Annotated in this window: 20 protein-coding genes and 1 tRNA gene; 12 read left to right on the forward strand and 9 right to left on the reverse strand. The window is 57.9% G+C overall.

The window, feature by feature from the left end; genetic code table 11:
• The first annotated feature begins 357 nt into the window (after positions 1-357).
• Both ALO43_RS24505 and hopBF1 read left to right on the forward strand, forming a co-directional pair.
• Positions 358-1,101: a lytic polysaccharide monooxygenase auxiliary activity family 9 protein gene (locus ALO43_RS24505; protein ID WP_054998352.1), complete on the forward strand. Its 744-nt coding sequence runs from the start codon at positions 358-360 to the stop codon at positions 1,099-1,101.
• 380 nt (positions 1,102-1,481) lie between these two features.
• On the forward strand, positions 1,482-2,093 hold the full coding sequence (gene hopBF1, locus ALO43_RS24510; RefSeq protein ID WP_054998228.1) for a T3SS effector protein kinase HopBF1: 612 nt from the start codon (positions 1,482-1,484) through the stop codon (positions 2,091-2,093).
• A gap of 143 nt (positions 2,094-2,236) precedes the next feature.
• Here the strand turns inward: hopBF1 and ALO43_RS24515 are convergent, their stop codons facing one another.
• The 8 genes from ALO43_RS24515 to ALO43_RS24550 all read right to left on the reverse strand — a co-directional run bounded on the left by ALO43_RS24515 (position 2,237) and on the right by ALO43_RS24550 (position 9,818).
• Positions 2,237-3,268: a methionine synthase gene (locus tag ALO43_RS24515; RefSeq protein WP_005886682.1), complete on the reverse strand. Its 1,032-nt coding sequence runs from the start codon at positions 3,266-3,268 to the stop codon at positions 2,237-2,239.
• Between the two features lie 25 nt (positions 3,269-3,293).
• Positions 3,294-4,277: a DUF1852 domain-containing protein gene (locus tag ALO43_RS24520; RefSeq protein ID WP_054998229.1), complete on the reverse strand. Its 984-nt coding sequence runs from the start codon at positions 4,275-4,277 to the stop codon at positions 3,294-3,296.
• A gap of 425 nt (positions 4,278-4,702) precedes the next feature.
• Positions 4,703-4,788: transfer RNA gene (locus ALO43_RS24525), tRNA-Leu, on the reverse strand.
• A gap of 166 nt (positions 4,789-4,954) precedes the next feature.
• Positions 4,955-6,010, reverse strand: a complete 1,056-nt coding sequence (locus tag ALO43_RS24530) for a DNA topoisomerase IB (protein ID WP_054998230.1) — start codon at positions 6,008-6,010, stop codon at positions 4,955-4,957.
• Between the two features lie 87 nt (positions 6,011-6,097).
• Positions 6,098-7,186, reverse strand: coding sequence for a molybdenum ABC transporter ATP-binding protein (modC, locus tag ALO43_RS24535; RefSeq protein WP_054998231.1), 1,089 nt, complete (start codon positions 7,184-7,186; stop codon positions 6,098-6,100).
• A 3-nt stretch (positions 7,187-7,189) separates the two neighbouring features.
• Positions 7,190-7,870 (reverse strand): molybdate ABC transporter permease subunit, encoded by a 681-nt coding sequence (gene modB / locus ALO43_RS24540; protein WP_005886690.1) that lies wholly within the window; start codon positions 7,868-7,870, stop codon positions 7,190-7,192.
• Positions 7,871-8,638, reverse strand: coding sequence for a molybdate ABC transporter substrate-binding protein (gene modA / locus ALO43_RS24545; protein ID WP_005886692.1), 768 nt, complete (start codon positions 8,636-8,638; stop codon positions 7,871-7,873).
• A gap of 100 nt (positions 8,639-8,738) precedes the next feature.
• Positions 8,739-9,818, reverse strand: coding sequence for an NAD(P)H-dependent flavin oxidoreductase (locus ALO43_RS24550; protein WP_054998232.1), 1,080 nt, complete (start codon positions 9,816-9,818; stop codon positions 8,739-8,741).
• Between the two features lie 143 nt (positions 9,819-9,961).
• On the opposite strand from ALO43_RS24550, the gene acuR reads away from it, so the two are divergent.
• Both acuR and acuI read left to right on the forward strand, forming a co-directional pair.
• Positions 9,962-10,597, forward strand: a complete 636-nt coding sequence (gene acuR, locus ALO43_RS24555; RefSeq protein ID WP_053932653.1) for an acrylate utilization transcriptional regulator AcuR — start codon at positions 9,962-9,964, stop codon at positions 10,595-10,597.
• 47 nt (positions 10,598-10,644) lie between these two features.
• Positions 10,645-11,628, forward strand: coding sequence for an acrylyl-CoA reductase (NADPH) (gene acuI, locus ALO43_RS24560; protein WP_024690688.1), 984 nt, complete (start codon positions 10,645-10,647; stop codon positions 11,626-11,628).
• On the opposite strand, the gene ALO43_RS24565 is transcribed toward acuI, so the two are convergent.
• Positions 11,589-12,110 carry an antitoxin Xre-like helix-turn-helix domain-containing protein gene (locus tag ALO43_RS24565; RefSeq protein ID WP_005886701.1) on the reverse strand — a complete coding sequence of 174 codons (522 nt, stop codon included), beginning with the start codon at positions 12,108-12,110 and terminating at the stop codon, positions 11,589-11,591. The two genes, acuI and ALO43_RS24565, sit on opposite strands and share 40 nt — an antisense overlap.
• Positions 12,111-12,313: 203 nt before the next feature.
• On the opposite strand from ALO43_RS24565, the gene ALO43_RS24570 reads away from it, so the two are divergent.
• The 8 genes from ALO43_RS24570 to ALO43_RS24610 all read left to right on the forward strand — a co-directional run bounded on the left by ALO43_RS24570 (position 12,314) and on the right by ALO43_RS24610 (position 22,898).
• Entirely contained in the window at positions 12,314-13,279 is a 966-nt protein-coding gene (locus ALO43_RS24570) for a site-specific integrase (RefSeq protein ID WP_054998353.1), read from the forward strand.
• A 344-nt stretch (positions 13,280-13,623) separates the two neighbouring features.
• Positions 13,624-14,016, forward strand: a complete 393-nt coding sequence (locus ALO43_RS24575) for a cupin domain-containing protein (RefSeq protein WP_005886705.1) — start codon at positions 13,624-13,626, stop codon at positions 14,014-14,016.
• A complete protein-coding gene (locus ALO43_RS24580; RefSeq protein WP_053932651.1) occupies positions 14,009-15,508 on the forward strand; it encodes a methionine--tRNA ligase in 1,500 nt (499 codons plus the stop codon). Before ALO43_RS24575 ends, ALO43_RS24580 begins: the two co-directional genes overlap by 8 nt.
• Positions 15,509-15,524: 16 nt before the next feature.
• Complete coding sequence (locus ALO43_RS24585) at positions 15,525-16,664, forward strand: NAD(P)/FAD-dependent oxidoreductase (RefSeq protein ID WP_053480890.1); 1,140 nt, start codon at positions 15,525-15,527, stop codon at positions 16,662-16,664.
• Entirely contained in the window at positions 16,661-17,638 is a 978-nt protein-coding gene (locus ALO43_RS24590) for an ABC transporter substrate-binding protein (protein WP_054998233.1), read from the forward strand. Before ALO43_RS24585 ends, ALO43_RS24590 begins: the two co-directional genes overlap by 4 nt.
• A gap of 51 nt (positions 17,639-17,689) precedes the next feature.
• Entirely contained in the window at positions 17,690-19,012 is a 1,323-nt protein-coding gene (locus ALO43_RS24595) for a SidA/IucD/PvdA family monooxygenase (protein WP_054998234.1), read from the forward strand.
• Between the two features lie 5 nt (positions 19,013-19,017).
• Positions 19,018-21,135 carry a 2,3-diaminopropionate biosynthesis protein SbnB gene (sbnB, locus tag ALO43_RS29605; protein WP_162235626.1) on the forward strand — a complete coding sequence of 706 codons (2,118 nt, stop codon included), beginning with the start codon at positions 19,018-19,020 and terminating at the stop codon, positions 21,133-21,135.
• Complete coding sequence (locus ALO43_RS24610; RefSeq protein WP_053480892.1) at positions 21,135-22,898, forward strand: FAD/NAD(P)-binding protein; 1,764 nt, start codon at positions 21,135-21,137, stop codon at positions 22,896-22,898. The genes sbnB and ALO43_RS24610 overlap by 1 nt, the downstream gene beginning before the upstream one ends.
• The last annotated feature ends 10 nt before the right edge of the window (positions 22,899-22,908 follow it).

Consider the following 22,908-nt stretch of genomic DNA (forward strand, 5'->3'; position numbering starts at 1 on the left):
TCCCCATTCTACGAGGGCTCCAGAGGACTTTTCTCGCTTCTATTTCGGAACCAAATATCGCTACAGTCCGCAGCCTGCTTGTATTTCATAACCGGATTGCAAATCCGCCTACGCCGGTTCGATTCCGACCTCGGCCTCCACTATTCAAAGCCCCGTAGATTAACGTCTGCGGGGTTTTTTATTGGGCGGCGAAAGTGAACGCTGTTGCCTGGCCGGTAGCACCAGGCAGTGGTAAAAAGAGCCTGCGACTTTTGGCGAGGCGCTATGCACCTCATATTTCCACCGAAAAATCTACTGGTTGAACTGCTAGCTATCCGCTTTACGAAAGTAAGTACTCAATTGTGCAACAGGCAAGGCATGCCTGATTCGACAACTGAGGGTATGGAAATGAATGAATCTGATACCGCGCGCCCCAAGCACGGCAGGGTAATAAGCCCAGCATCCCGTGGTTCTTATGCCATGGAGAAAGAGCTGCTACTGGAATGGGAAGTGGTCTCCATGGAAGGAGGCAAAAACTTTCCCGACCTGACCTATGGTTACGCACACGATTTCCCTCGTGTCGATGTACCTGTCGACTTAACTTCTACGCTTACTGATCCCCCAGCAGACGGGCTTATACTCAGTGGCGGGAATAGTGGTAGGTGGGCACGTGTAAACCTTACGGATAAAGGGATTATTGAAGAAATAAAGAAAAACGGTAAAGGTTATGCCGATAAGTGGCCTCGCTTGAGCGTCACCAGAGGAGCCGAATTTAAAATTGAATGGGTGTATCACGCTGAACATTTGACGCGCGGCTACCGGTGGTTTATTACTAAAGAGGGCTGGGATGAAAGTACACCTCTTACCCGAGCTGACTTCAAGGGGAATAACTACGTGTCTGATAACCACTTCAACGCTAACTCGCAAGACGGGTTAATGTGGAGTGATGTTTCTGATTTGAGTCCTTTCAGTGAGCACAGGAACGAGCTACAGCCGAAAAAGACTTCATCAGTAACACTGCCTGATGATAAGCACGGGCACCATGTCATTCTTCTCGCCTGGATCATTGCCGAAACTGATAAAGCCTTTTACCAAGCGTTTGATGTCGATTTTGGGGCGTAAGGTCTGTTTTAGTTACGACGGACAGCTTGACGATTTGATGCGCTCCCCTGGCACATGTACAGGAACTTGCTCGGGGCGACCGCATTAGCGTAAAGCTGCCGCGCACCCGTTCTCGGAAAGTCTTGGTGTCCGGATCAAGGGTCTAGGTGCCAAGAATTTCTGGCTATCTTGCGTGATACTCGCTGGCCCATTAGACCGCCGACAACGTTCTTCTAAGCCGGTTAAGCGCGTGGTGCCACTTTGAGCCTGCTATCAGCGAGAAATCTGAAAAACGGGAACCTGATTCATCCAGGTGCCCACTGACTGTACCGTATCGTTACGGCTGGAATGGTAGTTGCGGATCCAGCAAATCAATACCTTAAGATGCAGTGGTGAATATTATGACAAGCGTTTCCCGTACCGCCTCCCTTAGAAATATTCAAGCCATCCCGGGCTTCGAGGCATCTTCAGAGTGCAAATTGATTCCCTCCTTGGGTGAGAAGCTCGGCAGTGGAAGCCAGAAAGACGTTTATCACTCTCGACAAGACCCAAGGCACTGCGTCTGTCTGATTCGGCCCGGTACGACAGGAACTGTTCTTGAGCGGGAATATGCTTTAAAAGAACTGGAAGCGACCCGGTATTTAAAAAACCTCGGCTTTCCTGTCGTGGATGCGCATGCTTTGGTGACTTACGATGGCAAGGTGGGTATCTCGAAAGACTATGTTCACAACGCTCTGGACTCCGGGGATATCATTCATGGTCGCACCTGCATGCCACGTGATTTGGCTTTCAATAAAAATGTGCTGTCTGACTGTGATGAGATCATATTCAAGCTGAGAAACCACAACCTCCATATTGAGGATTTACAGTTCATAATTGATGAGCATGGCCGGGTGAGAATCAATGATCCACGGGGTGTAGTTCGATCCTTTCCTGAGAAAAGTATCGATAAAGTTAAAGATTTGCGGACCATTGCACTTGAGAACACGCTTGACGATGCCGACAGTGACTGAGATCCCCGGATCACGACTCTTTTTGCTGAATGCTAAAGAAAGGGCTCACCGAGCGCGTTGCCCAGTGAGCCCTCGATCTATAAGTTTTGCTATAGGCACGATTTTGCGCGGAGCGCATGTTGCTCACGGCAACATTCCGCGAATCACAGGTTCAAGAGTTCTTTTCGGACGATGTCTGCGCCTGCACTTAACGCGCGCAGCTTGCCGCTGGCGACATGACGAGGGAGGGGCGCCATGCCGCAGTTGGTGCACGGATAGAGTTTATCGGCATCGACGAATTGAAGTGCCTGTCTCAGGGTGTTGGCGACTTCCTCAGGCGTCTCAATGGTATGGCTTGCCACATCAATGGCCCCCACCATAACTTTCTTGCCCCGAATGAGCTCAATCAGATCCATAGGGACGCGAGAGTTGTGGCATTCCAGAGAGATGATGTCGATACTGGACGTTTGCAGTCTGGGAAAAGCCTCTTCGTACTGCCGCCACTCTGAGCCTAACGTTTTCTTCCAGTCGGTATTCGCCTTGATGCCGTAACCATAGCAAATATGCACGGCAGTTTCACATTTGAGCCCTTCAACTGCCTTCTCTAACGTAGCAACTCCCCAGTCATTCACTTCATCAAAAAACACATTAAATGCAGGCTCATCAAACTGAATGATATCCACTCCGGCGGCCTCAAGTTCTTTAGCCTCCTGGTTGAGGATTTTGGCAAACTCCCAAGCCAGTTTTTCACGATCTTTATAATGAGCGTCGTAGAGAGTATCAATCATCGTCATTGGCCCTGGCAGGGCCCACTTGATAGGCTGCGTGGTTTGCTGACGTAAAAATTTTGCGTCTTCAACAAAAACTGGCTTTCGGCGAGCAACAGCACCTACAACCGTTGGCACGCTCGCATCATAGCGGTCACGAATTCTGACGGTCTCGCGCTTTTCAAAGTCAACGCCTTCGAGATGCTCGATAAACGTAGTTACAAAATGCTGGCGTGTTTGTTCACCATCGCTAACGATATCAATATTGGCCAGTTGTTGTTCTTGCAGCGATAAACGCAACGCGTCCTGCTTACCTTCAACCAGTTCTTCGCCATGCAATTTCCAAGGCGACCAGAGCGCCTCGGGCTGTGCAAGCCAGGAAGGTTTAGGCAAGCTGCCTGCAGTGGAGGTGGGCAACAGTTTTTTCATTAAAATAGCCTTGGTTTTTAATAGTTCAAAGCGCGCAGTCAGCGAACCATCGATCAAGAACGGCCTGGTAAGGTTTGATAAAGTGTTCTTCAGCAAATTTGCCTTGTTCAATAGCCAGCTGACTACGTTCCTCGCGGTCATAGACAATTCGAGTCAATGAGTAATCCTGGTTTTTCAAGCTAGGCTGATAGCGTTTTCCTGCCACTGAGTTTGCGTTATAGATCTCAGGTCGGTAAATTTTCTGGAAGGTGTCCATCGTGCTGATGATGCTAATAAGCTCAAGATTGGTGTATTCACCAAGCAAGTCGCCTGAAAAATAAAAAGCCAAAGGTGCAACGCTATTCGGAGGCATGAAATAGCGAACCTTTAAGCCCATCTTCTTGAAATACTCATCCGTCAAAGAGTATTCGTCCTGCTGATATTCAAATCCCAACACAGGGTGCTGATTTTCGGTCCGGTGATAGGTCCTGGAGCTTGATACGCTCAGGCAGATAACAGGCGGTTTGTCGAAATTAGCGTGGTAGCTGCTTGAATTGACGAAGCATTTGAATAGCTTGCCGTGCAGGTCTCCGAAACCTTCTGGCGTACTCAGCCCGGCCTGACTCTTGCTGTGCTCCAGCAATCGGACACTGAAGTCATAGTCCCGTACGTAAGAGGAAAAGTTGTTGCCTACAACCCCGTTAATTTGTGCGTCAATTTTTCGATCAATGATCGTTGTTTTTAAAACTTCCATCAACGGGATAGCAGGGTGATTGTCTCCAGCGGCAATATTCATTTCCGCAGAAACAATGTCCAGTTCGACCGTATAACGATCTCCTTTGGGGTTGTCCCAGTGCGCCAAGGCATTGAAGCGATTGTCAATCATCGTCAAGGTGTTACGTAGATTTTCCTGGCGGCTTTCCCCTCTGGCCAGGTTCGCAAAGTTAGTTGTAATGCGCGTGGTGTCTGACGGTGAATAATCCTCATCAAAACGAGTTCGCTTGACAGAAAATGTGGGTTCTTTAGTCATCCTGGTGTGTCACCCTGTTTTTGAGGTGAAACCTGAGTGGGCTCCTTGCCTCTTATAGATTTGATCGACAGCTGTTTATTTACTCGGCAGTCGTTATCCTTCTGAGTGAAGGTGTGCGTGGATTTTAAGCCGGGTGCCTACGAGAACAAAAACGAATTGATTTCAATAAAGCATTAGTCACGCTCATGATTGGAACAAGGTCAGGAATAGGGTCCTTGGAGGGGGCATGGCTGCAAGTCTTGGACGTGGTCGATGGGTGATTTTAATTTGTGTGTGTAATGAGTGATTCGGGTTTGGGGAGTGGTGTTCGTCGGCAGGACGCCGGAGAGGGGCTAGAACAATAATTGCGGCAAGAATATAAAATTGCGGCAATCTAAACAAAAAGGGCCTACGCACATAAAGCGCGTAAGCCCTTGATCTATAAGTGGTGCCCCGAGCCGGGGTCGAACCGGCACGTCCAAAGGACGAGGGATTTTAAGTCCCTTGCGTCTACCAATTTCGCCATCGGGGCGGTAGCGCCAAGAGCAGGGAATATATACACCCGGCCCCCATGAAGCAAGCTTGAAAGCACTGTAAATGCCACAGGATGCCGCTTTCCCGTCTGTCAGAAATGCTTGGCAAATCATAAGGCTACAAAAAATACTGAAGCAAACGCTGAGTAGCCGGGTTCATGCTGCTCAGGCTTTGCCTTCCTTCACTACCTTTTCGACTTTATCCGCCAGGATTCGCAAGTAGCTGGCCAGCGCGACTTCTTCGAGCCTCATGCCCTTTTTCTGTCGGGAGCGGGGGAGTTTGGCGAGGTTGCCGAGCAGGAAGCCTTCCAGCACGGCCGGGTGGATGTAGCACTTGCGACAAATAGCCGGCGTATTGCCCAGTTGTTTGGAGACGGCTTTGACCATATCCACGATGTGCCTTTTGGCGTCCGCTTCCGGCTCCCAATGCAACTTTTGCAAAGTGGCAAGGGCCAGCGCACTGGCCGCCCAGGTCCGGTAGTCCTTGGCGGTGAAATCGGAACCGGTCAGGCTTTGCAGGTAGGCGTTGATGTCGGATGACGTCACGGCATGGCGCACCCCGTCGTCGTCCAGGTACTGGAACAGGTTCTGCCCCGGCAGTTCCATGCAGCGCTTGATGACACCGGCCAGACGCCGGTCTTTCACGCTGACTTTGTGCTCGACGCCGCTCTTGCCGCGGAACTCAAAGAGGATCTGGCCGCCTTTGACCTCCACATGCTTGTTGCGCAACGTGGTGAGGCCGTAAGAACGGTTTTCCTTCGCGTATTGACTGTTGCCGATGCGAATCAGCGTGGCGTCAAGCAATGAAATCACCGTTGCCATGACTTTTTCCCGGCCCATGCCCGGCTGGGCAAGTTGCGCTTCAATCTGCTTGCGCACTTTTGGCAGCGCATGGCCGAACTCGATCAGACGTGAATACTTGTCCTGATCACGAATCTCCCGCCAGCGTGGATGGTAGCGATACTGTTTGCGCCCTCGAGCGTCGCGACCGGTGGCCTGCAAGTGACCCATCGGGTCGGCGCAGATCCACACATAGGTGTAGGCGGGCGGAATCGCCAAAGCGTTGATGCGCTTGATCTCTGACTCGTCCTTGATGCGTTGGCCCTTGGTGTCGAAATAAGCAAATTTACCGCGCAGTATCTTGCGGGTAAGGCCGGGCTGAGTGTCGTCTACGTAATGCAGGTCACTGGCAGGCTGGCTGATGGCAGTCGAGTCAGGCATGGCTAAATTCCAGAGGCAGTTAAAAAGACTGACCGCGACCGTTGACGGTGGTGCCGTGTATTTCACGCCCGGTGAATTCTCGATTTATTACGCCAGTACCGCGACTGCCTTTATCTGCGCCCACAGCTGCTGGCCTTGGTGCAGGTTCAATTGGTCTCGTGAATAGCGAGTGATGCGCGCCAGCAAGGGGGTGCCGCCAGCGTCCAGCCTTACCAGTACATGCGCCGAATTGTCGGCAAGCATTTCTGCTGTCACTGCTACCGGCAGCCTGTTGAGAATGCTGCTGTGCTCGTCAGGTTGCAGGTTGAGGCTGACATCCCTCGCCTGCACCTTGATGCGCAGCAGCGTGCCGATCGGTACTTCGGCGTGGGCGACGCGGATGCCAAGCTCGCTGCCGGGAAGCGTCACGGTGAGCAGTTGATAATGACGATCGTAGGCCGTTACCGTCCCATCGATGACTACCCCTGCGTCGTTGCCCATGGCCAGTGGCAGGTCCAGCCGCGCCAGCGTTTCCTTGATCGGACCGCTGGCCAGTACCTTGCCAGACTCAAGCAGCACAAGATGATCGGCCAGGCGTGCGACTTCATCCTGAGCATGGCTGACATAGAGCATGGGAATGTCCAGCTCCCGGTGCAAGCGCTCCAGGTAGGGCAGGATTTCACTTTTACGTTTGGCATCCAGCGCTGCCAGCGGCTCATCAAGCAGCATAAGGCGAGGGCTGGTCAACAAGGCACGGGCGATGCCCACCCGTTGCCGCTCGCCTCCGGACAATGTGTCGGGGCGGCGTGCCAGCAGGTGATCAATGCCGAGCAGCCCGGTCGCCTGCTGCAATCCGATGCGGCGTTGCTGGCGCGGAATGCGCTGCATGCCGAATTCCAGATTGGCGCGGACCGACAGATGCGCAAACAGGCTGGCTTCCTGAAACACATAGCCAATTGCGCGCTTGTGCGGGGCGAGGAAAATACCGTTGGCACTGTCCTGCCAGACCTCGTCGTGAACACGGATAAACCCTTGTTCTGCTTTCTCCAGCCCGGCGATGCAGCGCAGGCAGGTGGTCTTGCCCGAGCCGGACGGGCCGAACAATGCAGTAATGCCCGAGCCAGGCAACGTCAGCTCAGTGTTTACGGTGAAGTCGGGGTAGGCCATCTTCAGGCGCACTTCAATGGGCGACACCATGGCTCAGCTCCATCCCGCTTTGGATCTGCCGCTCGAATAGAGCAGGAGCAGAACCAGAAAGGAAAATGCCAGCATCACGCCAGCCAGCCAGTGGGCCTGCAGGTACTCCATTGACTCGACATGATCGAATATCTGCACCGATACCACCCGCGTCTTCTCCGGAATGTTGCCACCGATCATCAGCACCACGCCAAATTCACCGACTGTGTGAGCAAAGCCCAGAATCGCAGCAGTGATGAAGCCCGGCTTTGCGAGCGGCAGGGTTACATGGAAGAACGTATCCCAAGGGCTGGCACGCAGAGTAGCGGCGACTTCCAGAGGGCGTGTACCGATTGCTGCGAAGGCGTTTTGCAGAGGTTGCACGACGAAGGGCATCGAGTACAGCACCGAACCGATCACCAGCCCGGCAAAGCTGAATGTCAGCGTCCCGAGGCCAAGACTCAGGGTCAGTTGACCGATTGCACCGTTCGGGCCGAGCAGCAACAGCAGATAAAAACCGATGACGGTAGGTGGCAGCACCAGTGGCAGCGCAACAACTGCACCGATCGGCCCCTTGAGCCACGAATCGGTGCGCGCCAGCCACAGCGCAATCGGCGTGCCGATGATCAGCAGGATGACCGTGGTCAGCGACGCCAGCTTCACTGTCAGCCATATAGCGGCGATGTCAGCACTTCCCAGCGGCATTTACAGCTGGTACCCGAACGACTTGATGATCGCAGCAGCTTTTGGACCCTTCAGGTACGCAACCAGTGCTTTGGCTGCGGCGTTGTCCTTGCCTTTGACGAGAATCACAGCGTCCTGTCTGATCGGGTCATGCAGCGAATCAGGCACGATCCACGCCGAACCGCCAGTCAGTTTGCCCTCCTTGTAAACCTGCGACAGGGCCACAAAGCCCAGTTCTGCGTTGCCGGTGGAAACGAACTGATAGGCCTGGGTGATGCTTTGACCTTCGACGATCTTTGCTTTGGTTGTGTCAGTCAGCTCCAGCTTCGCCAGTACCTGCGTCGCCGCCAGGCCGTAAGGTGCTGTTTTCGGATTGGCGATGGACAAGTGCTGATATTGATTGGCCTTCAGCACATCACCCTTGCTATCGACATAGCCTTCTTTGGGCGACCACAGTGCCAGCGTGCCTACCGCGTAGGTGAAGCGCGAGCCTTTGACAATATCGCCTTCCTGCTCGAGCCTGGCCGGGGTGGCGTCGTCGGCCGACAAAAAGACTTCGAACGGCGCGCCATTTTTTATTTGCGCATAGATCTGGCCCGTGGCGCCTGAAGAGACGACGAGCTTGTGGCCGGTATCTTTCTCGAAATCTGTAGCGATGGCCTGGAGAGGCGCGGTGAAATTGGCCGCTACGGCAACTTGTACGTCATCGGCTAGCGCCGAGGCGGCAGCAGGAATGGCAACAGCCAGAGCAGCGAGCTTGAGCAGGGCGTGCAGCGAGGTCTTGCGCATGAAACAGGTTCCTTGAGGGTGAGGCAGACGCCGCTGGTAGAGAGACGTTTCGCTATATATTTAAATATATAGCGCTACCCCTTTGTTCTGAAAGCTATGTTTACCGCCGAGAGAGAATTTTCAGCGCATTTGCTGCCAGTTGTTGAGTCAGTTCCCCCGCGCCGAGCTGGTGCTTGATGCCGACTGCCTGTCCGGCCCAAAGGTTCATGAAGTCGCTGTTGCCTAGTTTCTCTGCCGCTGCACGCAGCGGCAGCAACGCGCCGCCTGCCAGCGGAAAGGCGGGGGCGAGGGCGCTGATGTGGCCGATTTCACGCATGATCCGGTTAACGATGCCTCGGGCGGGCCGACCGCTGAACAGATTTGTCAGTGCTGTCTCGCTATCAGTCGCATTCAGCAACGCCTGGCGATGAAGGGCGCTGACGCTGGCCTCCGGGCAGAACAGATACGCCGTTCCGACCTGAGCCGCCGATGCCCCCAGCGTGAACGCCGCTGCCACACCTCGACCGTCTGCAATACCGCCTGCCGCAATGACCGGGACACTCACTGCATCGACGACTTGCGGCACCAGTGCAAAGGTACCGACCTGCGTGTGCAGTTGATCGCTGAGAAACAGCCCGCGATGGCCGCCCGCTTCGTAGCCCATGGCAATCACCGCATCACAGCCTTGCCGTTCCAGCCATACGGCTTCTTCGACCGTGGTCGCTGACGAGATGACAGTGGCGCCGGTGGCCTTTACCCGGTCAAGCAGCGTGGGTTCGGGAAGGCCGAAGTGAAAACTCACCACCGAGGGTTTCAGGCGCTCGACCAGCGCACAGGTATCGCTGTCGAAAGGCGTGCGGTTGGAGGTCGGCGTTGGCGCGTCGTAGTCGGCTCCCAATTCCTCGTAATAAGGTTTGAGCGTCTGCTTCCAGCGTTCAGCCCGCGCGGCGTCAGCGGCAGGAGGCACGTGGCAGAAAAAGTTGAGATTCAGCGGAGCGCGGTTATGGTGCCGACGGAAAAGCTGCATCTCTTCTTCGATTCTATCGAGTGACAGCATCGCGCAGGGCAGCGCGCCCAAACCGCCTGCTGCCGCCACAGCGATTGCCATTGACGAGCCACTGGCCCCGGCCATCGGCGCCTGCAGGATAGGCAAGGTGATGCCGAACAGTTCAAGAACACGGGTATCTGGCCAGTGAGGCATCTGTTTCTCCGGTTATCAGGCATCGCAGCAGTGAATTTTTCATTGAGCGCGAGGCTGCTCCGAATGGCAACCGCCATTTATGGCCCGTTTATGCGAACTTTACCGATGGTTGACTTGTGAGACGATCGGTCTAGTATTCGGGGATGACTCAGATTCCGCTCACCACCAGACGCCCAGGACGCCCGCCCAACGTCAACCGGGACAACCTCGAAACCCGCGAGTTGCTGCTGCGGCGCGGCCTTGAAGTGCTCACCGAGCAAAGCTTTTCAGCAACCGGGCTGGACTACATTCTGAAGGAAGTGGGGGTCCCGAAGGGGTCGTTCTATCACTACTTCCCCAGCAAGGAAGCGTTTGGCCGCGCGGTGCTGGATGAATACGCCCGATACTTTGCGCAACGCCTGGACCGCTGGCTGCTGGATGAATCATTTTCGCCACTGGAGCGGCTGGTAGGTTTCGTGCAAAGCGCCAAAAGCGGCATGGCGCGGCATGATTATCGACGCGGCTGCATGGTCGGCAATCTCGGGCAGGAAGTCGGCCTGCTGCCGGAGGGGTTTCGCGACACGCTGGAACAGATTCTGCTCGATTGGCAAGCGAAACTGGCAGTCTGCCTGAGAGACGCGCAGGTCAGCGGTGAATTGTCCGCAGACGCAGACTGCAACGAACTGGCAGCGTTTTTCTGGATCGGCTGGGAGGGCGCTGTGCTTCGTGCCCGGCTGGTCAAAAGTGATATTCCATTGAACACCTTTATTGCCGGTTACCTTCGCGGGTTGCCGCAATAATTTCTCGAGTCTATTTAAAGACGATCGGTCTAAAATTGGAGGCGTACATGTTCAAGGGCATTTTGATCGACAAGGACGAGGCAGGGTATCGCGTCAATCTGACGGATATAGATGAAGCAAAACTGCCGGCCGGTGACGTGACCGTACGCGTGTCGCACAGCACGCTCAACTATAAGGATGCATTGGCAATCACTGGCCAGAGCCCAATTGTGCGCAGCTTTCCGATGGTGCCGGGCATTGATCTGGCGGGTGTCGTCGAAGCCAGCGATGCGAGCGAATTCAAAGTGGGCGACAGGGTGCTGCTCAATGGCTGGGGGGTAGGCGAGGGGCATTGGGGCGGTCTGGCGCAAAAAGCGCGTTTGAAAAGCGAATGGCTGATCGCTTTGCCGCAGGCCTTCACCCCGGCGCAGGCAATGGCCGTCGGAACCGCCGGCTATACGGCCATGCTCAGTGTGATTGCACTGGAGAAACACGGCTTGACGCCTGACCACGGCGATGTGCTGGTGACCGGCGCCAATGGCGGTGTGGGAAGCTTTGCCATCGCTATTCTCGCCAGGCTGGGTTACCGAGTCATTGCGTCTACCGGGCGGATGGCGGAGCGCGAGTATCTGCAAACGCTCGGCGCAGCGGCGGTCATTGACCGTGAAACGCTTTCACAGCCGGGCCGCCCGCTCGGCAAGGAGCAATGGGCGGCAGCAATTGACTCCGTGGGCAGCCACACGCTGGCAAATGTATGTGCCGGGATTCGTTATCGCGGTGTGGTCGCGGCCTGTGGCCTGGCGCAAGGCATGGAGTTCCCTGGCTCTGTGGCACCGTTCATCCTGCGTGGCGTCACGCTCGCAGGGATCGACAGCGTGACGCGCCCCCGCGCTGACCGGCTGGAAGCATGGTCGAGGCTGGCGACCGACCTGGACTTGTCCCTGCTACCGCTTATCAGCCGTGAAGTCGGTTTGAGCGAGGTGATCGATATCGCACCGCAATTGATTGCAGGTCAGGTTCGCGGGCGAGTGGTCGTGGACACCGGGCGCTGAAGGGCATCAAGAAAGATTGCCGGGCGCTGCTCAAGCGTTTTCACGTCCAGTTCAGCCAGTGCCCGATGCGCCTGAGCAGCACCGATTCCGGTTTCACACAATTGCAGCGGCGTGCGGTCGCCATGAGCCTTGTCTGGAGTGATCATCCATCGACCGGCACGCTCGGGAGTTTTGAATATGTGCAGGGCATGGCTGGCAAGCATTGCAACCCTGTCCAGACGCTCTGAGGCCACAGGGTCCAGTGACCGCTGCTGACGCTGGCGGCGCTCCAGGGTGGAAACAGAGGCATTGAACAATGCTTCCAGCTGCTGTGGCCCCAAATGGAAGGCGTGGCGCATCGCGTCTATCCAGCATGGGCCGAATCCGGCCTGAATACTTGCCAGCCGTTCGGCTTCGCTGCGCTGGCTTAGCTGGTGGGCCAGCAACCAGAAACGGGTGGCCGCCTCGCGACGGTGTGGTGATCGGGCAGCAAGGTACACCATCAGATTGCCTCGGCGATGACTTAGAAACACGCGCAAAGGCTAACCCGGACCAGCGTTGATTCAAGCCCCGGGATGTTACCGGGGATTGCCCGGTCGAGCATGTTAAAGTCGGGCGCTTGAACATGGCCGAATTGAACCTGAATCAGAAGTGCATGAGCCGTTCGCTCGCACTTGCATTTGCACCAGAGAAGGCGTTGCTCCACATGCCGCAAGACCCTCATACCGACCAGGCCGCACGCAACGTCAGCCCGCCCGCGCTACCGGATGTCAATAAACCGCTGCGCCTCTACCTGGATCGTCTTGCGCCTTCCAGCCGCCTGACCATGACTTATGTGCTGCAGGATGCAGCCGACCGGCTGGGCATGGCCGATGTGGATATTCACGACATTCCCTGGCACACATTGCAGCCAGGTCATGTCACCGCTTTGGTCGCCACGTTGCGCGAGGATGATTACGCACCCAACACTACTTCGCTGTATGTGAATGCCATTCGCGGGGTGATGAATGAAGCCTGGCGGCATGACCTGATCAGCCATGACCAACTGTTGAAAATCCGCTCGATAAAACCGGTCAGCGGCACTCGCCTGGTCAAGGGGCGCAACATCCGGCGTACGCTGATTCGTGAGCTGATGGAGGCTTGCGCTGCCGACCCGAGGCCTCAAGGGCGCCGCGATGCTGCAATCATCGCGATTTTGTACGGTTCCGGCATGCGCAAGTCAGAGTCGGTCAATCTGGATCTTTCTCAGGTTGATTTCGCCGAGCGCAGCCTTAGGGTCATGGGCAAAGGCAACAAACAGTTGATCAAGTACGCCCCGCAATGGGCCTTCAAGGCGCTGGGTGACTGGCTGGAACTGCGCCGCTCATGCCTTCAGCCGGGGCAGAGCGACGACGTGTTTCTGTTCAACCGGATACGCCGCGGCAGCCATATCACCCGCGACCGCATCACCAAGCATGCCATTTATTTCATTGCCAAGCAGCGTGGGCGCCAAGTGGGAGTGAACATCATGCCCCACGATTTCCGTCGCTCGTTCATCACTCGGGTAATCGAAGAGTACGACTTGTCGATTGCGCAGAAACTGGCGCACCACACGCACATATCGACTACCGCCAGCTACGACATGCGTAACGAAAACGAACGTCGCAATGTGGTGGATGGCTTTGATCTCTAGCGGGGGCAAGGCAAAAAAAAGCCACCTCACGCAATGTGAGGTGGCTTAAAGATCTAACCAAAGGAGCGATGAAGCAGAGCAGTAATTTACTGACCTTGTGACGCGGATTCGCAAGGTCGGCAGACGTGTTCGTTCATCGCCGCCAACGGTAACACCACCGCCCTCGATTCAATTATCAGCGTTATCGATACCAGTCATTGTCAGAAAAGATAGGACAGCCAATGTCTTGCAGGAGCAGCGATCAAAAAAATCGATAACTCGCCTCTGAGCTATCCGGCAATCGGATAGCCAACGATTGGCAACAATTTCATGCTTTGCCGCACTTGAAACGTACGGGACTGAGCATGGAAAAGTTCGATATACACCGTAAAACCGCCTTCGATTCCCTGGTACATGAGTACGGGCTCGACGGCAGTCGACTGTTGCCCTGGGAGGGCTACCCGATGCCCTTCGCGGGCGGCTGGTGCGTGGTCCGCCCAGGCACTTGCAGTGAAGCGCACACGCAGATCGATCAGGAAATATTCATTGCCATCAAGGGCAGCGCCCAGCTTGTGGTGGGCGAAAAGCAGATGCCCTTCAATGTCGGTGACATCGCCGCGATTCCGAAACACACCAACCACTATGTCATCAATGATTCCGCCGAAGACTTCCACTTTTATGTGGTCTGGTGGGACATGAATCACGTGAATGCCTTCGTCGCGCAGCACACAGAGACCACGGGGTGCATCGATGGCTAAGTACATCGTCACCATTACACCGCCAACCCCCAATGGCGACTTGCACATTGGTCATATAGCCGGCCCGTTTCTGGCCGCAGACGTATTCACCCGGGTTCAGCGCCAGCGCGGTCACGACTGCGTGCTGGTGTCCTATTCCGATGACTACCAGTCCTACATGCTGCGCAAGGGGATGGAACTCGGCGTCGATCCGGTAGCGCTTGCCAACAGCAACTCCGATCGTATCGAAGCGTCGTTGGCGGCAATCGGCATCGAGCCCGATAACTGGATGCGTCCCTACGACAATCCCTGGTTTGCCGGAGCGGTAGGTGAAGTGTTCAGCGCTTTGCAGGCGGCGGGCTTGATCGATTTTCGTGATTCCAGCGAGCCCTATTGCCCGGCGTGCGACGTCTGGGGCTACGAGGCGTTCGCTCGAGGTCACTGCAATTACTGCGGTGCCGAATCCGATGCCAGCCAGTGCGAAAACTGTGCTCAGGCGCCGGATGCCGGGCTGATGACCGGGTTGCACTGCAAGCTGTGCAAGCAGCCTTCGCAATGGCAGATCGCGCACCGTGCGTTTCTGAAACTGGCTGATTTCAAACCGCAACTGCGCGACCGCCTGCTAGGGCAGCAATGGCGTGTGCCGCTGGACAACTGGCTGCGAGACACGCTGGAGCACTTGCATGACTGGGGCGTGACCCGGCCCGGAGATGGCGGGCTCGACCTGCAAGTCGACGGTTCATGTCGGGTCCACACGTGGTTTATGGGGCTGGCCGGTTACATGGCTGCGTTTCGTGAATACGCCCATAACGTCGGCCGCCCGGAGCTGTTTCGCCAGTACTGGCAGTCGGGGCAGGGCACGCTGGTGCATTTTCTCGGTTTTGACTGCGTGTTCAGCCACGCCATCGTCTACCCGGCGCAGTTGTCGGCGTTACCGGACATCAAGGTCCGCCAGCGCTTTGTGCCCAATCAGTTTCTCAAGCTGGATGGTGTGAACCTGTCGACCAGCCGCAACCATGCCATCTGGGTCAGCGACCTGACGCGCCAGGCCTGCGCTGACAGCGCACGTCTGTACTTGGCCAGCATTGCACCAGAGGACAACGAGGGCGATTTCCGTCTGGCGGATTTCCTGGCATGGCGGGACGCGCTGTTCAACCAGTTTTTTCCGGCCTTGCTGGAAACCGGGAAACAACCTGGGGACAGCGGCTGGAATGGCCTGCGTGGTGCCGATGCCGGGCTGCTGGAGGCTTTTCGCCTGCAATGGTTGAAGGCCGCCGAGCCTGCGCAGTTCTCCATGAAAGGTCTTGCTCAGGTACTGCTGGATGTCATCGCCATTACCCGCCTGCGCCTGGCCGAAGGTCGCCCGGTCGGTCATCTGGCTGCGTTCATCGCGGTGACCGGCAAGGCGCTGATCCCGCAAATATCAGCGCAACTGATCACGGCTTACCGGCTGCCCGAAGCCCGCCTTACTGCCACGCTCATGAACGGTTCGGCCGCTGAATATTCCATCTGAACGGACGCACCTTCACATGTTCATCGACTATGAAATAGCGGTCATTGGCGCCGGGATCACGGGGGCGAGCATTGCCGCCAAGCTGTGCAGCTCCGGGGTATCAGTTGCCTTGATCGACAGGGCCACGGCCGGCAGCACAGGCGCAAGCGGTTATTCCGGCGGCCTGGTGCGCCTGTATGACGGCGACCCGACGCTGATGGCGCTGGCAGCGTACTCGATTACCCAGATGGACGATGCCCTCTTTGCCGCCACCTATGCCCGTGCGTTACGACGCACCGGCGTTATCTATCGAGGGGCGAGCGACCAGGAAGACAAGCTGCGCCGAGCCATCGAGCGATATGGCAGCGAGCGCTACCCAATGCGGATGGTGCCGAATCATCAACTCGATGGCCGTCGCTACCCGCATTGTCTGGCGCAAGATCGTGCCAACCTGTTCGAACCTCACGCGAGCGTCGGCAATGTGCGTCAAGCCGTTGCCGAGCTGTGTCAGGTGGTGCGCCAGCAGGGGCTGCTGCTGGAGCACTGCAAGATCAAGGCCATCGATTGCCGCGCTGCCGACCTTGTATTCATCGAGCTGGGCGATGCGACGCTACGCTGCCGGAGCGTAGTGGTCGCCGCGGGAGCCTGGAGCCAGCATCTGCTGCCCTGTGTGGGGCTTGAAGTGCGTTCGATCCCTCTGGCCAGGGTGTTGACTGACAGCGACTGGTCGATGCCGGTCATCGATGCTGTCACCCAGAGCTACGCCATCCCGCTGACCCGCAACATCGTGCAGACCGGCTGCGGCCTTCGCGACAGTGCATTACGGCCGGAGCACCTGGTACAGCCTGATGAACGTCATGCGCAGGATGCCCGCCAGCGCATCGCCCAGTTGAGTGGCTCTGACAAGAACGTCCGCGTGCTGGACGTGCTGCCAGGTTTCGACAGTTACAGCGTCGACGGTCGCCCGCTGGTGGGGTTTTGCGATAAGCAAAGCCCGGTTTACCTGGCTGCCGGCCTTTCAGGGTTGGGCTTCAAGTTAGCGCCAGGGATCGCCCGGATCGCTTTCGAGCAACTGCGTGGTCATCTGGCCGGGAAAGACCGTTCTTGCCCTGACTGGTCAGCCCTGTCGCCGCAGCGACTGATGCCGGGCCGTCACCCGGCGAGCGTGCAGCCATGAAGCCGGTTGTCACACACGCAGCGCCTTTGCGAGTCGGCGTCAGTGCGCTGTTCGACCCCGATGACACGCCCCATGCGCGGACCTTCATGCGGGCGCTGGCGATCGGGCGAAACTGCCTGCCCGGGCTGGCTCAGGTGCAGTGGCATTTTCTCGATGACGGTGCGCACGCCATTCGCGGCGCTGAAGTTGCGCGGCACATGATCGACTGGAAAGCGGATGTCGTCGCAGGTCATTTTTCGTCGGATGCGGCCCTTGGTGCTGCACCGCTCTACGAGCAGGCCGGTATCGCGCTACTGACCCCGGCAGCGACGATCGATCGCCTGACGACGGAGCATCACAACGTGTTTCGTTTCTGCCCCTCAGACCGGCAACTGGCTGGCGATCTGGCCGACTGGCTGGCGTCCCGCGGATGGCAGCGCGTACAGATTCAGGCCGATGACAGTGCGCACGGTCAGGCGCTGGCCGCCACCCTCGGCAATGCGCTGGCTCGCGCCGGGCTGCAACGTTGCCACGCCCGTGCTGATGTGGAGGTGTTTGCCGGTCGCCTCAAGGCCAGCCGCGAGCACTGGCGCGCGCGACGAAACGCTGGCAGCACTCGACCTCTGGTGCTCACCGACGACGCAGCCTCGCCTCATCTGGGCTGCGCGCCAGAACAGGACCGCAATACCTTCGTCATCGGCTTCGGGGTTCCCGACAGCGCCGCAAGCGTCTGTCAGGCCGCCGCGCTGCACCGGGCTTTGTTCGCCAGCGAGCCGCACACCTATTTCCGCGAAAGCCTGCTGATGCTTCACGTGCTGGCCGGGTTGTCCGGGTTGTCCGGCCAACGGCGCGCGCGACCACTGTCGGCGACGTTGCATGACAGCGTTTTCGCCACCCCGATGGGCGCCGTCAGCTTTGACCGGGGGGAGTACCAAAGCGCGCAGAGCTGCATCTGGACCCTTGGTCCGACAGGGCTGACTCCCGCAACTCGTTGACCGGAAACACCAAGAACAGCGCTTTACGCCAACTCTAAGGACAGGAATTTCATGGGTAACTCGATACCTCACTCTTTTCATTCGGACGCCGTTTGTATCGGTTTCGGCCCCGCCGGCATTGCGCTGGCCTGCGCTGTGGAGGACGCAAGGGAGGCCAATGAGCCTCTGGGCAGTCTTTCCATCCGCTACCTGGAAGCTGCGCCGGACACTCAATGGCACCGCGAACTGCTGCTCGCCGGCACCGACATCAACCATCACGTGTTTCGTGATCTGGTGACGCCACGCAACCCGCGCAGCCGTTTTTCGTTCGCCATGTACCTCAAGGACCAAGGGCGGATGTTCGATTTCGGGCTGCTGGGGCGCCCGGCCAGTCGCCATGAATGGTCGGATTACCTCGCCTGGGTTTCCAGGCAGGTGGACGCCCGCACGCTGTTCGATACGCCAGTCACCGAGATTGACCCGGTGATCCGCAACGGCCGCTTGCAGGAGGTCAGAGTCCATACGCTGCAGGCCAGCTTCATCACGCGCAATATCGTGCTGTCCAGCGGCAGTGCACCGCGGGTTCCGCCTGCGTTCGAGGCGTTGCTTGGCCCGACGCTGTTTCACACGTCGCAGTTTCTGACCCGGCTGCAAGCCTTTGGCGAGCACCTGCCCAAACGCTGGCTGGTGCTGGGCTCGGGACAGAGTGCCAGTGAGTCGGTGATGGAACTGCTCAGTCGCGACTCATCAATCGAGGTGCATTCGGTGCATCGTTCCGCCGGGTTCAAACTGACCCAACTGGGCCAGTTCCCCAACCGGGTGTTCGCCCCGGACCACGTGGATTATTTCCACAGCCTGGACCCGACGGCGCGGCATCGCTTTCTCGACTGCAGCCGCTCGGCCAACTATGCCGGGATCGACCCGGATGAAAGCCAGAAGCTGTTTTCGCTGATCTACGAGGATGCCATCGCAGGCCGCAAGCGCCTGCAAACCTGGGGCTACAGCGCAATTACCGCCATCGAGCCAAAAGGGGATGGCTATCGGGTTGTGCTGACCGACACCTTCAGTCAGCGCAGGCAGGTGCTGGAAGTCGATGCCGTGGTGCTGGGCACCGGTTATCAGCAACACCTGATACCGCCATTGTTGAGTGGGCTGCAGCCTTGGCTCAAGTCGGATGCGGACGGTGGTCTGGCCATCGATCGCGATTACCGCGTCGCAATGCAGGGCCATTGCAACGTGAACATCTGGGTCAACGGTCTCTCCGAACGTAGCCACGGTGTCAGCGACAGCCAGTCGTTTTCGCTGATGGCGTTGCGCGCCGGGAGGATTGGCGCAGGGCTGGAGCAGGCCCGGGAACCGAGCGTCGATGCAGCCTTGCTGGCGCAACGGACATGACCTTCATGCACAGGACAGCTGAATACCACAGCCTCGGCGACATCGTTCACGATCAGACCTTCCTGAAAGTGATGGGCATCGGTCAGGACTTTTTCCTGAAGATGGAGTCGCTCAATCCCGCCGGGTCGATCAAGCTCAAGACCGCTGTCGGGCTGGTAAACGACGTTCAGGCACGCGGCCTGCTGGGGCCGGAGACAATTCTGATCGAGTCATCGTCAGGTAACCTTGGCGTGGCGCTGGCGATGATCTGCGCCGAGCGCGGGATTGCGTTCACCTGCGTGGTTGACCCCATCAGCTCCAGCCATAACATTCGCATGATGCGCAGCTACGGTGCCGAGGTCATTAAGGTCGACACGCCTGATGCCAACGGCGGGTTCCTGGGGACGCGCATTGCGCTGATTCGCGAAAAGGTGGCCAGTGATCCGCGTCATGTCTGGCTCAATCAATACGAGAATGCCGCCAACCCACGCGCTCATGCCCGAACGACGGCGCATTCGATCAGCCAGCATTTTGGTCATGTGGACTATCTGTTTGTCGGTGCCGGAACCACTGGCACGCTGATGGGCTGCCTTCAGCATTTTCACCGGCACCATCCGACCACACGCATCATCGCCGTCGACAGCGTGGGCTCGGTGACGTTCGGCACGCCTGCCAGCCGACGTTTCATTCCGGGTCTGGGCACCAGCCAGCGTCCGCCGATCTTTGATGCCGAGGGTATTCATGCGCTGGAAATGATCCCGGAAGCGCGCACCGTTGCCATGTGCCGCATTCTGGCGCGCAGCAAGGGCATGCTGGTCGGCGGTTCTACCGCGACGGTAATCGCAGCCGTACACGCCTGGCGCGGGCGCATCGAGCCCGGTTCGGTAGTGGTCGCGTTATCGCCGGACTGGGGCGAGCGTTATCTGGACACACTTTACGATGATCATTGGGTCGAACAACGTTTTGGCCGTGGCGTGCTGGGCATGACCCTGGCGGATCTCGAATCGCCAGAGTCGAGCGTTGAGCACCCGTTCCGCAAAAGCTTCTGCGGGAGCGAACGTGCTCGCCAAAGTGGTGATTTCGCCATGACGCCTTCGCGAGCAAGCTCACTCGCGCAGACTGTCGACTCAACCCTCTTGCAACAGGCGCCATTTCACGTGATTGACGGGGAGGTGGTTGCGCGTTTGCTGGCAGCTGACCCTCTGGCCTGCATTGATGACGTTCAGGCAGCTTACCTGGCCCATGAGGCGGGGCAGACGATCAATCCTGACAGCTATTTTCTGCGTTTTCCCGAGGCGCCGGCCAATCGCATTATTGCCTTGCCTGCCAGCCTTAACGGCGCAAAGCCGGTCAGTGGCATCAAGTGGATCTCCAGTTTTCCGGGCAATCTCGACAGCGGGCTGCAACGCGCCTCGGCGGTGCTGATCCTCAATGACCCTGCGACCGGCTATGCCTTTGCCTGCCTGGAAGCCTCACGGATCAGTGCCATGCGCACGGCAGCATCGGCAGTGCTCGGCGCGCGCTGGATGAATGGCCATAGGCGCCATGTGCAACGAATGGCGTTTGTCGGTGCAGGTCTCATCGCCAGAACCCTTCTCGACATGTTTGTCAGTGACGGCTGGACGATGGGCTCGGTGAGCGTTTTCGATGAGCATGAGGCGTCGGCGCAGGCGCTGGTCCGGCATGCTACCGATCGGTATCAGCTGGAAAGTGCGCAAACCGACCTGCCAGTCAGCCTGCAGGCTGATGTGGTGGTGTTCGCCACGACGGCGCCCAGCCCTTACGTGCTGGACCCGGTGTTTCGGCCTGGCCAACTGGTGCTGAACATTTCGCTGCGCGATCTGGGTCATGAGGTTATTGCCCGGGCCAATAACATCCTGGATGACATTGACCATTGCCTCAAGGCGCAGACGTCTCCCGACCTTGCGGTGCGCCACTATCAGGATCGCTTGTTCATTACCGGCACCCTGGCGCAATTGATGACCGGGCAGATTGAATTGAGCCCGGATCGGGCATCGATCTTTTCGCCATTCGGGCTTGGCGTGCTTGACCTTGCGGTAGGCCAGCGCATTTATCGCCAGGCACTTGCGCAGGGTCTCGCGCTGCCGGTGCCGCAGTTCTTCTTTGAACCGAAGCGCTGGTGATGGCCATGAAGACACAGATCATCGCCATCATCGGCATGGGCTCGCGTGGTCTCAGCGTGCTGGAGCAACTTATCGGCCTGAGCCGGCACGCTGATCGGCAACCGCTGCAGATCGAAGTGTTCGACCCACAGCCTCCGGGCAGCGGATTGCACCACGCGCAACAGCCGGATTACCTGATGCTGAATACAATGGCTGGGCAGTTATCGGCGTTTTCAGCTGCGTTTCCGGCCTGCGAGCCGCCGGGCCGGACCTTTTTGCAATGGTGCCACGCCGAGGATGTCCGGCTTGACGAACGCGGTCATGTCAGCCGCGATGGACAGGGCAGGCCGGTGACGTTTGGGGATTTCTTGCCGCGGGCCTTGCTGGGGCGCTATTTACAGCACAGTTACCGCTTTCTTCTGACGCAATGTCCGGCGCATGTGCAGGTTCGTTATCACGCCGAACAAGTATTCAGCTGCCGGCCACAGCCCGACGCGGCGGGTTTCACGCTGCGCAGCCTGAACATTGCAAGGGATGTCGACGCCGTGTTCCTCACCAGCGGGCACGCCTCAGACGCATTCGGGCCGCAAGAAGTCGGCGACGTCGTGGCAATCGAAGGCTTGGGACTGACTGCGATGGACCGGTTGGCGAGCCTGACCGAGGGGCGCGGAGGGCGTTATGTGCGCGACGCAGGGTTTGCTGGCTGGCGTTATCTGGCGTCAGGGCGCGAGCCCAGGGTGTTTATCTACTCGCGCAGTGGGCAACCGTTCCGTGCCCGACCGCATTGGCATTCATCAAGCGCCGCAGCGTTTCCCAGGCTGTTTTTTACCGCTGCCACCATTGCCCGTTTGCGTGAGCAGAAGCCGGGCGGGCAGCTCGACTTTACCGCCGATGTACTGCCGCTGATCAAGGACGAGATGCGCGCAGTGTTTTACCAGGCCAAAGTCCGGCTCGATGCGCCACGACAGTTGGCGTCAGTCCAGCGGATGCTCGGCGAAACCGATTCCAGGCAGGCGTTGTTTGCTTGGCTGGCCGATCAGTGGGGCGAATTTGACCCTGGGCAATGGCTGATCCTCCGGCCTTGGTCAGGCGCAATGGACGCCTACGAAGCATGGTTGGTGGCGTGGATCAAGCAAGACCTGGCGTTGAGCCGTCTGGGCACAGCGCATAGCCCGATCTGCCAGGCGCTGGAGGTGTGGCGTGACTATCGCGACCTGTTGCGCAGCGTCGTGGATCGCAACGGCCTGACCGAGTCTTCGACGCTGGAGTTTTACCGCCTGTGGGCCGGGCTTTCCAACCGACTCGTCGGTGGGCCGCAAAAAGAGCGCCACGAGGACCTGCTGGCGCTGATCGAAGCCGGCGTGGTGACGGTTCTTGCGCCGACAGGTGACGCGCAACGTAAAGACATCCCGTTGGGCAGTGTCATCTGCGCCAGGGTCAGTAGCAGCGGTTTATCAGGCGCCAGCCGGTCCGCTAAGGGCGTTGAGCTGATCAACGATCTGCTTGCGCAGGGCCTGATTCGGCCAGCGCACGCATGGCCCGCCGACGGCATCGAGACTGACCCGTTGGGGCGCGTCATCAGCCGCGAGGGTCAGGCTAATGCGCGGCTCTGGGCGCTGGGGCCTTCGGTAGAAGGTTGCACGTTCTACAACCACTACGTCCCGACTCCTGACCCGACCTGCCGAGCGCTCACCGAAGCGCATGAAGCGGTGAAGTCCTGCCTGGAAAAACTGGCAAACCTCTCTTCAAGTTGCATCACATTTCAATTTAATAAAGCTGTTTAACTGTTTGATT

The sequence above is a fragment of the Pseudomonas tremae genome (assembly GCF_001401155.1).
Taxonomy (GTDB): Bacteria; Pseudomonadota; Gammaproteobacteria; order Pseudomonadales; family Pseudomonadaceae; genus Aquipseudomonas; species Aquipseudomonas tremae.